We start from the raw sequence: 14166 nt of genomic DNA, 5'->3' as shown, positions 1-14166 counted from the left end.
CTTTATTATACCATATATTTCTTAAAGTTAACATATATTCCATAAAATTAATGCTTATTCCATAAAATTAATGCTTATTCCATAAAATTAATTTATTTTACAAATAATTCAGGATATAAATATACAATTTTATCCTGAATTATATTATATTTTTCCATTTAATTGAAAATTAATATTTTTAAAATAATATTCTTTATTTTCAACTTTTACTAATTCCCAAAAAAGCTTATGCTTCTTAGCTTCATTATTAAATTCATCTTGAATATTTTTATCATTTTTCTTTATATTATTTATGATTATATTAATATTGTTTCTTTTCCAATTATTATAATCAAATTGCATTTCTGAAAGTACTTTTTCAGTTGTTGATATTTCAATACTTGGACCTGCAAGATCTCTTTCTAGATTTCTTAAGGTATATGAATTTTGGCCTGGATCTAAAATTATAAAATATCCATAATCAAAGGTACTTCTTATAAGTCTTCCATATATTTGTTTAGTTTTTATGCAAACTTGAGGATAATTTACATCTTGATATCCTTTTTTTTGATATGTTGTAATTGCCCGTAGAATAGGATATTCAGGACTGTAATTTGGAATTTTATCTAGCATAACGCAAGAAAGTGCATCTCCAGGTACATCTATCCCTTCAAAAAATCCTTTGCTCCCAAGTATTACAACTTGCCTATTTTTATCATTTAAAGCTCCTACAGATTTTTTATTAGTATGAACTTCTATTTTACTTCCTCTAGTAAGTAATTCCAATTCCTCATTTACTGCTGTTCTTCTTGCATTGTTGTTAAACAATACAAGAATGTGGCCATTTATTCTTTGTGCAGTATCAAATATGAATTTAGAAACATTCTTAATATACGATTGTTCATCATATCGTCCCACATCATTTAATGCAAATATTCTTGTCCTTTTCTTTAAATCAAAGGTTGGTGGAATGACAAATTCATTTGCCTTTTCTTGACCTAAATGTTTCTTTATTTTATTGAATGAATTTTCTATTCTAAGGGTTGCTGATAAAAACGTTGTACTTTTAACATCCTTAAGCATGTGTTCATTAACTAATTCTCCAACATTTAGAGGTACATTTTTTAGTTTGAAATCCTTATATTCACAATCTACCTCTAATATTTTTGCATAAAACACTGTACTTTCTAAAAACTTATCCAATATATCAAAATTAGATTTAAGCTTTGCTATATAATCAGATAAACCCTTATGATCATTATCCCCATTTACTTCATCATCTAAGGTAATATTAGAAACATAATCATTTAGCACTTTATATAATGGATATATACTTTCTTTTAACACTGATATTTCAGAACCTAATGCTTTTGTAATACCTTTTAAGTCTTCTCTTGGAATAAAAAATTCAGTATTAAAATTATACTCTCCACTAACAAGACGCATAGATCTAAAATCATTTATGAGTATATTTATATTTACTATAATTTCATTAACCAAATATATAAGTTTATCTTTTTCTATGGTTTCCCGGTGCCCATAACTAGCATTTAAATTAAGAAGCATAGCTATAATACTTGGATGACCTTTTTCTATAGTATCTAATAAATCTATAAATTCAAAAGACGAAAACTCCTCTGCAAAAAAATCATAACACTTTTCCATTAAATTATGACCTTCATCAATTATAATATGATTTATCTTCTTTTTTTCACCATATGGCCAACATGCGAGTAGTGAGTGATTTATAACTGTTATATTCTCCTCTGGAAGCGCATTATATCTCTTTCTTAAATAACAAGGTCTTGTGCATTTATCCAATTTACATTGTTCACTATCACAATTAACTTCTTTTATATACTTATCTATTTCAAAGTGTTTTTGAGCTGCGTAATTTATGTTTTCTATATCTCCATAATCACCTTTAGCGCAGAGTCTTCTAAGAAAAAGTAGTGCTAAATTACCTTTTTCATCAAACTCTAAGCTTTCACATTTATTTAATCTTTCTATGCAAAGATAATTCCCTTTCCCCTTCATAGCCCCATAATTTAATTTATCATTTAATCGTAGCTTTTTAAGGATAGTTGGAATATCTCTTTCAATAAGCTGATTTTGAAGTTCCTTTGTGTTTGTAGATATAATAAAACTAGCATCATCTTTTATTTTTTTTTGCTTATTTAAATAAGTTCCTATGGCTGCTATTATGACATATGCAAAAGTTTTTCCACTACCTGTTGGTGCTTCAATAAATATTCTTTCACCTTTTTCAAAATTTTCACGTATCTTCTTAGAAAACTCTCTTTGATCTTTTCTATACTGATATCCAAAATCTCCACCATTATTCCAAATCTCTTCATTTTCAAGTAAACCTTCATAAAGCTCATAATTTATAGGAATTTTCTTTAAGACCGTTTCATCTTGTTTATTTTCTTCATAACTTACATACGAATAATTTTCATCTGTAAAAAAAGGTGGTTTTAATAAATATTTAGTCCATGCCCAATTATTTAAGTGCAAATATTCCTTAGTTATACTCAAATATAAAGAGTTATTTTTCTTATTACTTTTACTTTTATCATCTCTCGCCCATTGCCTGAGTAAAAGGGAGTTAACCACTTTTAAAGTATCAATTGAATCTTCTAAGCCTCTATGCAATTCATTCTTCTCTAAATTAGTAGTTTCCTTTATTAAAGCATTTAAGTTAAATTCCTTTCTCCATGGTTCAAGTATTGCTGCAAGTTCCATAGAATCCATAATTTTATTTTTAACTTCAGGAATGTGATAAGATAAAAACTTTCTTTCAAAATTAGAATTATGACACACTAAAGGGAGGTCCTCTAAAAATTCTACAACCTCTTGTTTTATAGTATTTAAACTTCTAGCACTTAATAATTCTATTTCATTTAAACCAGTGCAAAGATTATAAATACCAATAGGTACTCGTCCTCTAGGTTTGATTAAGGTATTATAAGTAGTTATTACACCATCTTTTACCTTAACTGCACCTATTTCTATAATTTCCGAGCTATTTTCATCAAGTCCAGTTGTTTCAATATCTAAATATATTACATTATCTAAAATACTATTTAATTCTTGTAGCATATCTTCTCCTAAATTGCTTAGCGCATTCAATAAAATAATAAGTCAGTTTGTTATTTTATTTTGACTTGTTATTTTCTTTCACATGGCTTAATCGTTCAAATGTTTCTTTGCTAGTCTTATTATTCTCTTAAAGTTACTTTTGTACTTTACTATATGTTTCATTAATTCTTCGTGATCTGGTTCTTTATATCTATGTGAGATTCTATTTCTAAGTAACCTTGATTTTTCTAAGAAATCAAAAAGGTCTTTATCTATTATATTTTTGTCTTTTAATACAACTAAACTATCATTTAATGTCATACCTATCTTATACTTTTTAATTTCCTTAAGCATTATAGATGCAAATTCTTCGAGTATTGTATGAAAACTTACGAACAATTGTCTAAGGCTCGATTTTGAAAGCTTTACCATAATTTCATTATCACAATCACCTTCTAGTATTTCAAGACATTCTTCTATGTCACCAAAACACTCTTGAAGGTCTTCTATAATTTTCACAAGTCTTTCTTGATTCATGACAACACATCCTTCTTTCTAAACCAGAAAAAATTCTCATTTTCTTTATAAATTTTATCTGTTTCATCTTTGAATACTTCTAAATTATAATTATCATCATTTGAATAAATAATTTCGCCTTCATTTAATACATTTATTTTTAAGAAAATATATAAGTTTTCGCATTTTAAATCTATAACATCAATTTCCTTGTTAAATAATTTTGCTAAAAATAATTCAATTTCTAATATTTCCTCTAAATCTATTTTATGTTTCCCTATTATAGCAATATCTATATCTGATTCTTTTGAAAAACATTCATTATTAATACTTCCAAAAGTGAGCATACTTGAAATATCATACTTATCTAGAAAATTCATAACTTCTTTACTTTTTAGTTTATCCATAATCACTTTCTTTTCATCTTCTATATTAATTTTGCTCACCTACCTATTAATATTTATTTTCTTTGACATTTCTTAGATATTTTAAAAATATATCGTTTTAAATATTGTTTATTTAATTAATTATATCATAAATAAACTAAATGAACATTTCATTAGTATAAGAATTTTTTCTACTAAGGCTTCTTTTTTATACAGATTATAAATTTAAAAAGATTGCTGCTTGATTAATTTTTGTTTATAAAAAAGCCACCTTCTCAGAGAAGGTGGCAAAAACTTTATAATCTAACTATTAAGATTAAAATATGTTTATACTAGTGAAATTTCAATTGCTTGAAGTCCTTTAGGTCCATTTTCTGTTTCGAATTGAACTTTTTGGCCTTCTTCAAGACTTCTTATTGAATCTTTAATTGCAGATGAATGAACAAAAACATCTTTTTCACCTTCAACTTCAATAAATCCAAAACCTTTTTCTGTGTTATACCATTTTACTGTTCCGATTTTCATTAATTATCCTCCAAGTACAAAACATTATTATTTACGATACATTAATTTTGCATCAACAATGTTATCTAATTATTATAACACAATAAATAAAAAATACCAAGTTTTTATTTTCCCGAATTTATAAAAATTTAAACTACTACAATATTATCTCCAGATTTAATATATCCCTCTTCTAATAACCTTTTCAAATATTCTTTCAATGTTTCTCTTTTCATAGAAATTAATCTTATTTCCCGAAACTACAATTAGGAAATGAGCAAATATCGCATGAAAGGCACAACCCACCATGTCCAAAACTTGCAAGATCTTCTAACGTTATTTTATCGTTAGCCATAATTCTAGGAAGAACCAAATCAAAAATAGTACGTTTGGCATACATTACGCAACCTGGAAGTCCTATAATTGGAAGTGTGTCATTATAATATGCTAGTAAAAACATTGCACCCGGAAGCACAGGAGCACCATATGAAACTATCTTTGCACCTGTATTTTGAATTGCAGTTGGCGTTGTATCGTCAGGATCTACACTCATTCCACCTGTACAGATTATTAATTCTGCACCTTCTTTAATAAAATCCTTTATAGCTTGTGTAATCAATTTAGGATCATCATTTAGAATCTTCTGTCCTAAAACCTCAACATTATAATCCTCAAGTTTCTCCCGAATAACAGGTCCGAATGTATCTTTAATTCTTCCATAAAAAACCTCATTACCTGTAGTTACAATACCCACTTTCTTGTTGGTAAACGGAAGAATTTCCATCATTGGTTTATCACCTACCAGTTTAACGGCTTCCTCCATTTTCCTTTGTTCAATTACAAGCGGAATAATACGTGTGCCTGCTAATTTATCACCTTTTCTTACGGGGAAATTACTGTGGCGAGTTGCAATCATCATCTCTCCAAAAGAATTGATTTCACGAAGCTTTTCAATATCAATTTTAAGTAGACCGCCCTCTGTAGCAAATAGTTCAATTTTACCTTCCTTTACATCTGATGTAGACATATAATCATTCTTACAAACTTTGCAAAGAATTTCTGCTGCTTCATTTTCATGAAGCATTCCCTCTTCTTTTTCCCATACATAAAGATTATCTTTACCTATTGATAATAAAACAGGAATATCTTCTGAACTAACAATATGCCCTTTTTTAAATGCAATACCTTTTTTTTCACCTTTGATAATTTGTGTAATATCATGGCAAATTACATAACCTACCGCTTCTGTAGTTTTAATCTTTTTCATTTTTGTTCCTCCATCATTATTTCGTCATTCTTGCATACGCTTAATGAATTATAAAAACGACTCTACATTTTCGTATAAAATATAAATCTATATGTATCAAATTTTTTTTCAAAGAACTTGATACTGTGAATTCCAACTTCTAAAATAACCTGTAAAATTCATTCTTTGCGTACTGGTGCACATTCTGTTCAAATTGCTGATATTTTTCCAAAAATTCAATACCTTCTTTGGTTAAATAAGTTTTCCCACCATTGCTACCACCATGTTTTCTTTCAATTACTGCATAATCTAGCTCTTGTTCCAACTGATTTAGCATATTCCATGCCTTACTATAAGACAATGCCATATGTTTGCATGCACTCCGTACAGAGTGAGTATCCCTAATTAAAATTAAAAGCAATTTTGTTCTTGAATCAAAAAACAAGGATTCTTTTTCAATACTGATTTTAATAAAAGGATGAAGTATATGTTGATTGTGTTTTATTAAAAGTTGATCCAATCGATCTATATAATCCGTATCATAGAGAATTCCTTCATCCTCTACATCTATCCATTCTCTTTTAACCTTTATATTTTCAATTGCTCCTCGTAATCCCATAGTCCCATTATATTTCAGAATTCTAGGAATCAATTCAGAAGATATCAGAAGAGGATGTCCAGATTTTCCATGATATGATGGTGAAAGCAACTCTTTTCCACATTCTATCATTATTTGAATTGTCTCTGGTGTAAACATTGGTATATTTACTGGAGTGAACAATACCTGATCACATTTGTTCTGTAAAAAATCTAATCCTATCTTTGCGGAATCAAATTTTTGCGAGTTTTCATACTGATTATTTTGTAAAAATACAACTCCATAATCAGCTAAATGATGTTCAATTTCTTCAGTTTTATATCCAGTGATCACCACAATTGGCGAGATTCCAGCTTTTTGAAAAGTTAAAACTATTCTTTTTACTACAGTAATGGATCCAATTTTCAATAGTGGATTTAATCCATTTCTTTCTGATGTTTTTCCTGCTGCAACAATTATGCCGCCTGTTGTTTTCTTTACAGTGTTTTTCATATCTATACCTCTTACTCTGCCTAAGTAGTATTATTTCATTCTTAAAAACTTAATTAATAATGCCGAATCTTAGCACTTTAGATTCCATCTTAAAATGTAATTGGTTATATTTACCTTCACATCCATAATATCATTCTACACTTTTTTGTAAAATAATTAAACCCTTACAATAAATACTATGTAATATTATCCCATAATTTTGAAATATATTAATATTCATCAACTATTTTAGTAATAATAAAAGGCATTCAATTCATTGTTATGATTAGGCACAATCAAAAAAATAACAAGTCCATTTGCAAGCCTATTTTCCATTGCAACTTTGGACTTGTTATTTATTTTCATGTGCCTTAAATGCTTTTTATCCTACTCAATATGGTACAAATCAGATTCCATTGCTTTCAAGAAAATCATGAAGTAAATTCATACATACTGTCTTTCTGTATTTCGCAGATATTCTACCTTTGATAGGAACAATTGCTTGATCATATTCTGCAAGGTACTCTTCCTTGACAGTCTTCGCCTCTTCAATAGTCTTGCCGATAAACATTGTATCAAGATTCGCCCGTCTGATGACTACATCACTAATTGCACCAAATGCTGTCATACAATTAGCAACCTTACCAGCTTCTACGTTAAGGATAGCAGCAAAAGATACTCTTGAAATTGCCAAAGCATTTCTTTCACCAACCTTCTTATAGTAGTAATTATTTAGACCGGTTCTACTCATAAGAATCTCAACAAGGAGTTCATCCTTCTCAAGAACAGTCTTCTTTCTACCAAGATAGAACTCAGTAATAGGAATTACCCGTTCACCTCTGTTACTTACGAAACGTAGTTTAGAGTCTGTTGCAAATAAAATCAGTGCACTGTCTGCCTTTGGAGATCCATTGCAGATATTTCCGCCAACAGTACCTAAGTTGCGGATTGCAGGCGCTGCAATCTGTGAAACTGCTTCCTTTAATATGGCTGGAGTAAGCTCATTTTCAATAATATTAGTAAAAGTACATGCTGCACCGATACGAATAAATTCATTATCTTCTACTATATTTTTCATTTCCAATACTTTATTTAGGAATAAATATGTGGCATTTTCATCTGGTTCAATCATTAAATCAGTACCTCCGGCGTAAGGGGTAACAATCTCCTTTGCTCTGATATCCAATGCTTCTTTTAAAGATGTTGGCTTATAACAATTTACCATAATCCTGTCCCCTCCTTTGATGCAATACTAATAGCTTCAACTATGGCATTATAACCAGTACATCTACAAAGATTACCTGAAATACCTTCACGAATCTCTGGTTCTGTAGGCTTTGGATTTTTGTCAAGAATACATTCAGATGCAAGAATCATACCTGGAATACAAAAACCACATTGTACAGCACTGACTGATGCATATGCCTTATCAAGAACTGCAAAACGCTTTGTTTCTCGATAACCTTCAATTGTGACAACAGTACTACCTTCAATGCTCCCAATAGCTACCATACAAGAATTAACCAACTTACCATCAAGAATTATTGAACAAGCACCACATTCGCCTTCTTTACAACCGCACTTTACACCAGTAATACTAAATTCATTTCGAAGTACATCTAGTAAACGCTCATTTGCATTGGAATTGGATGCGACCTCTTGATCGTTAAGAATAAATTTTATCATTATTTATGCACCTCCTGTAAAACACTCATTGTGTCTTCTGTTGTAAATGGAATCTTATTTAGATCAGCACCAAGGGCATTTTCCATAGCTTCAACATAAGCTGGAGCCGCACCAACGAGAGGGAGTTCACCTGCACCCTTTGCCCCATATGGACCATTGCTATATGGATTGTTAATTATTTCAGTAACTAAATTTGGTACATCTACTGCTGTAGGAATAATATAATCACTAAAACTATTATTACGAATCATACCCTTATCGTTGCAATTCATTTGCTCCATAGATGCATATCCAATCCCCTGAAGAAAACCACCTTGCATCTGTCCTTGTATAATATTCATATCGATGGGAACACCAACATCAAAGCTTCCCCATGCACCAAGTATCTTTGTGGTAGCAGTTAATGTATCTACTTCCACTTCAATAGCATTTACCCCCCAAGAATATGTTGGATAAGCATCTCCCTTAAATTCATTAATATTAAATGGAATAACAAAATCAGGTTCAACAAAATGCTCTTCTATAATTTGAACTTCTCCTGCTTTCCATTCTTTCTTAAGTTTCTCTGATGCACGCCTTAAAAGTTCTCCAACTGTCATAAGTGAACGACTTGCGACAGTTGGACCTGAATCAGGAACAAGATCTGTATCTGGATTATTTATAAATACATGTTCATATGGAATACCAAGGGTATCTGCAACAATTTTAGAGAAAGTAGTCTTTAGGCCTTGTCCTATATCTGAATTACTTGCAAGAATCTCTACAGTATCATCTGAATTTTTCCTTATTTTTGCAACAGCCTTAATGAAATCACGTTCTCCACTGCCAGTAAAACCACATCCATGAAAGAACAAAGACAATCCAATGCCTTTACGATATCTACCATTTTGGATTGTATATTGTTTACGCTTTGCACGGTAATCAGCAAGTTTATCAATCTGTTCAATCATTTCAGGTAGAGGTACATGAAAATGGTACTTACCACTAGTAGATGTAGAATCACCTTGTCTAACAATATATTCTTCTTTAAGCTTAAGGGAATCAACACCAATTTCTTTAGCAATATGATCCATAATCATCTCTACTGCAAAGAAAGTTTGAGGTGCACCAAAGCCGCGGTATGCGCCACAAGGTACAGTATTAGTCTTAACAGCACGTCCACCAACCCGAAGATTATCTATACGATATACTCCGTTTGCACAAATTAAGCCACGTTGTAAAACAACTGGCGAAAGAGTTGTGTATGCGCCACTGTTAAATATAACCTCAATGTCCATACCAGTAATTTTACCGTTTTTAATAGCTACTTTATAGGTAGATATAGATGGATGACGTTTTGAAGTAAACTCCATGTCCTCTCTTCTGTCAAATATAACCTTAACCGGTTTATTTGCCTTTTTTGCTGCTACTGCAGTCTGGCAAGCAAGTATTGAAGGAAATGCTTCTTTACCACCAAATCCTCCACCAGTAACATCTTGAATAATTTGTATATCCTTCGGTTCATAGCCCAATGCTTTCGAAACTGCACCATAGATATAGTATGGACATTGCATAGATCCGCGTACAGTCATTCGTCCATTATGAGGGTAAGCAATCATTCCCTGTGTTTCAAGATAAGCTTGTTCTTGATAGCCAGTATGAAATGTCTCTATGAAAATACGATCAGCTTCTTTAAAAGTCTTATCTATATCCCCTTTTTCATAATTGTAATTAAAAAAAACTGTATCGGATTTTTTCATATCTAAAATAGGAATTTCTTCTTCATATGTTACAATAATCTCATTCAAAATTCTCTTAACTTCCTTAAAATCAGGTCCAACAACCATTAGAATTGGTTCGCCAACATACTCTACAGTATCTTCAGCATAAACTAGAGTGTCATCTTCAACAATATGAACTCTGTTTACACCTGTTACATCATTTTTATCAACAACAAAATAACCATCAGGTAATTTGGGAAGAGAAATATTAATGATCCGAGCTTTTGCCTTTGCAGAGTGCAATAGCTTACCATAAAGCATATCCTCCATTACATGATCATCCACGTAAATAGCACTACCTCTTATTTTATCTTCATGATCCTTTTTCTTTACATATCCACTTATTTTTTCCATATAAAGTGCCTCCTATATATTTTATTAATTAGTCTTTTGCAAAACTCTATAGATAATGACTTAATGTAGTTTTGCAAATATATTTCAACTCTCCATGTAATGAACTAACCTACTGTAATCTTCCTTTGTATCTGCATCTATCGAACATCCAAAATCCTCAACAGGAACTGTTACTATTTGAGTTTCAAGCTCATTCCATAAGCTTCTAAGACCGCCATCTCCATGAAACTTGAGAATAAAATCTATGCATTTCCACGAAATCAAAGGTGGATGTTTTCTATGGTCATTAATAGTTGGAAAAGCCACCATAGCTCCAGTCCTGCCTAAACACTCTTTCACCATAAGAAAAGTTTTGGTTTGAATGGCTGGCATATCACCTGGGAGAAGATAAAAGGCATCACAAGTATCCAAGGCTGAAATTCCAAGCTTAACAGATGCAAACATATCGGTTTCAGCATATTTTTCATTATATATAAATGATACTCGTGAACAATCATATTTATTACGTAGTAGAGTTTCAATTTCTTCAGCATGAAATCCTAATACCATCACAATTTGATTTACTCCAGCATTAAACATACTATCAATACTATATTCAATTATGGTTTTTTCTTTCAATTTTAAGAGTGGTTTAAATGCTTTCATACGGCTAGATAAACCTGCAGCCAGAATAACGCCATTAGTTTTCATGCTATCTACTCCTTATATATACTGTATTTTATAATCTACAATTCACTGCAAATTATTTAAAACTCTGATCATCGTCATTAATTGAGCATTGAAAATTGAACATTTATAATTACAATATCTATATTATTTATTTCTGTTTTTTATAAAATGTATCTTTTAACGGCAACTGAGCTCGAAACTTTCCATCTAATCTGTAATAAGCAAGTGAACATGCTGGAGCTGTTGGAATCAGACATAGTTCTCCACAACCTTTAGCACCATAAGTTTCTGGAATTTTATTTTTGCTTTGTACAAGAATTACATCGAGCTCAGGAGATTCCGTTGCTCTCATAAGTCCTAGTGTACCTAGTTTTGTCTTAGGGTAACTTCCTTCAACTTTAAATTCTTCTGTCAACGCATAACCTAATCCCATAACAATACCACCTTCAATCTGCCCTTCAACAGACTGAATATTAACAGGTGTTCCAATATCATATGCTGCAACTACTTTTTCAACTTTTCCTTCTTCATTCAGGATAACCACTTGAGCTCCATAACTATAGCTTACATGACTGATTGGGTTTTCTTTTTTAGATCCCATAGGATCTGTCTTTGCAGAATACTCTCCATAAAATTCTTTGCCTTCCAAATCATCTAACTTTAAGCCTTTATCTAGTTCTATTTTCAATTTTTCAGATGCTCGTCTTACAGATTCACCAGTTACTACTGTTTGTCTAGAAGCTGTACTAGTTCCTGAATTAGGCGTACGAACAGTATCTGGTCTTTCGTGTATAATAAGAGCAGGATCTAAACCAGTTGTCTCACATAACACAGTAGTACACATTGTTGCTATTCCTTGTCCCATGCATGCTGCAGAAGTTCGAATATGAACTTTTCCATCCTCAATTGATAAAATACAACGCCCAATGTCCTTATTTCCTACACCAGTTCCGCTATTTTTAAATGAAATAGCAATACCTGCATATGGACTTGATTCATATACTTCTTTAACAGCTTCCAAACATTCTGCCATAGCAACGCTTTCGTCTGCTATCTGACCATTTGGTAATACCTCACCAGGACGAATTGCATTACGATAACGGATTTCCCATGGTGAAATTCCAACCATTTCAGCAAGTAAGTTGATATTATTTTCAATAGCAAAGCAACTTTGTATTACACCAAAGCCTCTAAATGCACCAGCTACAACATTGTTGGTATAAACTGACATTCCCAAAATATCAATGTTTTGATAATTATATGGTCCTGGTGCATGAGTACATGCTCTTTGAAGCACTGGTCCACCAAGAGATGCATATGCACCTGTATCAGCGATAATAATACCTTTCATAGCTGTCAAATAACCATTTTCATCACACGCTGTTGTAAATTCCATTTCCATTGGATGTCTTTTAGTATGATAGTCAAGACTTTCCTGTCTTGAAAATTTTACTTTGCATGGTTTTTTCGTATACCATGCCATTAATGCTGCATGATGTTGAACGCTCATATCTTCCTTACCGCCAAAGCCGCCTCCAACAAGCTTAGACTGACAATGGACTTTTTCTATTGGAATCTTAAGCATATTTGAGATTTCACGCTGCTCATCATACACAGATTGTGAACCCGAATATAACAAAATACCATCTTCTCCTTCAGGCATAGCAATTGCACATTCTGGTTCCATAAATCCATGTTCCTGAAATGGTGTCTTATATTTTCTTGTTACCACATATTTAGAATTTTTAATTGCTTCATTAGCATTACCACGTCGAAGAATATCACGACTCATGATATTTCCATCAGCATGAATTAAAGGTGCATCTGCCTTTAAAGCATCTGTTGGACAAGTAATCGGTTCCAATTCAGTATAGTTAACTTCAACCAATTGACATACTTCATCTAGTTTATCTTTATGATAAGTTGCTACTAATGCCAATGCATCTCCTACATATCTAGTTGTATCACCTTCAGCAATCATTACATCCCAGTCTTGCTTTATATGTCCAATAACATTGTTTGGAACATCCTTTGCAATTAATATTCTTGCACAGTCTGGATGAGTTTCAGCTTTACTTATATCAATTTTGTTTACAATAGCTCTTGGATATTTTGAACGAACTGCTTTTACATATAACATTCCAGGTATTTGAATATCATCTACAAAAATACCTGTCCCATTAATTTTTTCAGCTGCATCAACACGTTTAAATTTCTGTGCCATTTTAAGTTTTGTTGGACCAGATGGAATTTTAATATTATCCCTAAAGTATTCTGCTGCCATTAAAATAGCTTCTTCAATTTTCTTATAGCCTGTACAACGACAAAGGTTACCATTGATTGCTTTTTTTACATCTGTTCTAGTGGGATTAAGATTAACATCTAACAATGATTTTGCAGAAATCACCATTCCTGGAATACAGAAACCACACTGAACTGCACCGGCTTCTGCAAAGCAATGTTCATAAACTTCCTTTTCTCTAGAGCTTAAGCCTTCAACAGTTAAAATCTTTTTTCCTACAAACTTTGATACCTTCTGGATACAGGCTTTTACCTTCTTTCCATCTACTAAAACAGTACAAGCTCCACAAGCCCCTTCGCTGCAGCCATCTTTCACAGAAGTAATTCTTAAATCATCTCTTAAAAATGATAATAAATATTTGTCCCCTTCGGATACTTGATCTTTACCATTAATATTTAATATAAACATAAATAACCTCCAATTTCGTAATCATTAACAATGTATTACTAAAATAACAACTTAACAATATCTGCTATAATTAGTATACAACTGTAAATAATTACAAGCAAATTCTTTCTCAAAAGAACTTGCCAGATATTAATTCTAACCTTTTGATATAAGTCTATTTCCCCTCTCTAGCTTCACAACTATCACAACGTATGTATTGTGTTGCA

General features: G+C 31.5%; 11 protein-coding genes. All 11 read right to left on the bottom strand.

The window, feature by feature from the left end; genetic code table 11:
* Nucleotides 1-144: 144 nt before the first annotated feature.
* The 11 genes from psyc5s11_RS12975 to xdh all read right to left on the bottom strand — a co-directional run bounded on the left by psyc5s11_RS12975 (nt 145) and on the right by xdh (nt 13960).
* A complete protein-coding gene (locus psyc5s11_RS12975) occupies nt 145-3081 on the bottom strand; it encodes a helicase C-terminal domain-containing protein (RefSeq protein ID WP_224037982.1) in 2937 nt (978 codons plus the stop codon).
* An 87-nt stretch (nt 3082-3168) separates the two neighbouring features.
* On the bottom strand, nt 3169-3597 hold the full coding sequence (locus tag psyc5s11_RS12970; RefSeq protein ID WP_224037981.1) for a HepT-like ribonuclease domain-containing protein: 429 nt from the start codon (nt 3595-3597) through the stop codon (nt 3169-3171).
* Complete coding sequence (locus psyc5s11_RS12965) at nt 3594-4022, bottom strand: nucleotidyltransferase family protein (RefSeq protein ID WP_224037980.1); 429 nt, start codon at nt 4020-4022, stop codon at nt 3594-3596. The genes psyc5s11_RS12970 and psyc5s11_RS12965 overlap by 4 nt, the downstream gene beginning before the upstream one ends.
* A 267-nt stretch (nt 4023-4289) precedes the next feature.
* Nucleotides 4290-4487 (bottom strand): cold-shock protein, encoded by a 198-nt coding sequence (locus psyc5s11_RS12960; RefSeq protein ID WP_224037979.1) that lies wholly within the window; start codon nt 4485-4487, stop codon nt 4290-4292.
* A 226-nt stretch (nt 4488-4713) separates the two neighbouring features.
* A complete protein-coding gene (locus psyc5s11_RS12955; protein WP_224037978.1) occupies nt 4714-5733 on the bottom strand; it encodes a molybdopterin-binding protein in 1020 nt (339 codons plus the stop codon).
* Nucleotides 5734-5872: 139 nt separating this feature from the next.
* Entirely contained in the window at nt 5873-6802 is a 930-nt protein-coding gene (locus tag psyc5s11_RS12950; protein ID WP_224037977.1) for an NTP transferase domain-containing protein, read from the bottom strand.
* A 385-nt stretch (nt 6803-7187) separates the two neighbouring features.
* On the bottom strand, nt 7188-8006 hold the full coding sequence (locus psyc5s11_RS12945; protein ID WP_224037976.1) for an FAD binding domain-containing protein: 819 nt from the start codon (nt 8004-8006) through the stop codon (nt 7188-7190).
* Nucleotides 8000-8467 carry a (2Fe-2S)-binding protein gene (locus psyc5s11_RS12940; protein ID WP_224037975.1) on the bottom strand — a complete coding sequence of 156 codons (468 nt, stop codon included), beginning with the start codon at nt 8465-8467 and terminating at the stop codon, nt 8000-8002. The genes psyc5s11_RS12945 and psyc5s11_RS12940 overlap by 7 nt, the downstream gene beginning before the upstream one ends.
* Nucleotides 8467-10581, bottom strand: coding sequence for a xanthine dehydrogenase family protein molybdopterin-binding subunit (locus tag psyc5s11_RS12935; protein WP_224037974.1), 2115 nt, complete (start codon nt 10579-10581; stop codon nt 8467-8469). The genes psyc5s11_RS12940 and psyc5s11_RS12935 overlap by 1 nt, the downstream gene beginning before the upstream one ends.
* 84 nt (nt 10582-10665) lie before the next feature.
* A complete protein-coding gene (locus tag psyc5s11_RS12930) occupies nt 10666-11271 on the bottom strand; it encodes a nucleotidyltransferase family protein (protein ID WP_224037973.1) in 606 nt (201 codons plus the stop codon).
* Nucleotides 11272-11398: 127 nt separating this feature from the next.
* The gene (xdh, locus tag psyc5s11_RS12925) at nt 11399-13960 is read right to left on the bottom strand and encodes a selenium-dependent xanthine dehydrogenase (RefSeq protein ID WP_224037972.1); all 2562 of its coding nucleotides are present in this window, start codon (nt 13958-13960) and stop codon (nt 11399-11401) included.
* Nucleotides 13961-14166: the final 206 nt, after the last annotated feature.

Origin of the sequence: Clostridium gelidum, assembly GCF_019977655.1 — a bacterium.
Classification (GTDB): Bacteria; Bacillota; Clostridia; order Clostridiales; family Clostridiaceae; genus Clostridium; species Clostridium gelidum.
Note: the sequence above shows the minus strand (reverse complement) of the source record. Positions and strands in the feature narration are given on the sequence as shown.

Coding starts and splice junctions, on each gene's coding strand:
- psyc5s11_RS12960 (WP_224037979.1), bottom strand. CDS start 4,487: ATGAAAATCGGAACAGTAAAATGGTATAACACAGAAAAAGGTTTTGGA.
- psyc5s11_RS12950 (WP_224037977.1), bottom strand. CDS start 6,802: ATGAAAAACACTGTAAAGAAAACAACAGGCGGCATAATTGTTGCAGCA.
- psyc5s11_RS12930 (WP_224037973.1), bottom strand. CDS start 11,271: ATGAAAACTAATGGCGTTATTCTGGCTGCAGGTTTATCTAGCCGTATG.
- psyc5s11_RS12945 (WP_224037976.1), bottom strand. CDS start 8,006: ATGGTAAATTGTTATAAGCCAACATCTTTAAAAGAAGCATTGGATATC.
- psyc5s11_RS12970 (WP_224037981.1), bottom strand. CDS start 3,597: ATGAATCAAGAAAGACTTGTGAAAATTATAGAAGACCTTCAAGAGTGT.
- psyc5s11_RS12940 (WP_224037975.1), bottom strand. CDS start 8,467: ATGATAAAATTTATTCTTAACGATCAAGAGGTCGCATCCAATTCCAAT.
- psyc5s11_RS12935 (WP_224037974.1), bottom strand. CDS start 10,581: ATGGAAAAAATAAGTGGATATGTAAAGAAAAAGGATCATGAAGATAAA.
- psyc5s11_RS12975 (WP_224037982.1), bottom strand. CDS start 3,081: ATGCTACAAGAATTAAATAGTATTTTAGATAATGTAATATATTTAGAT.
- psyc5s11_RS12955 (WP_224037978.1), bottom strand. CDS start 5,733: ATGAAAAAGATTAAAACTACAGAAGCGGTAGGTTATGTAATTTGCCAT.
- xdh (WP_224037972.1), bottom strand. CDS start 13,960: ATGTTTATATTAAATATTAATGGTAAAGATCAAGTATCCGAAGGGGAC.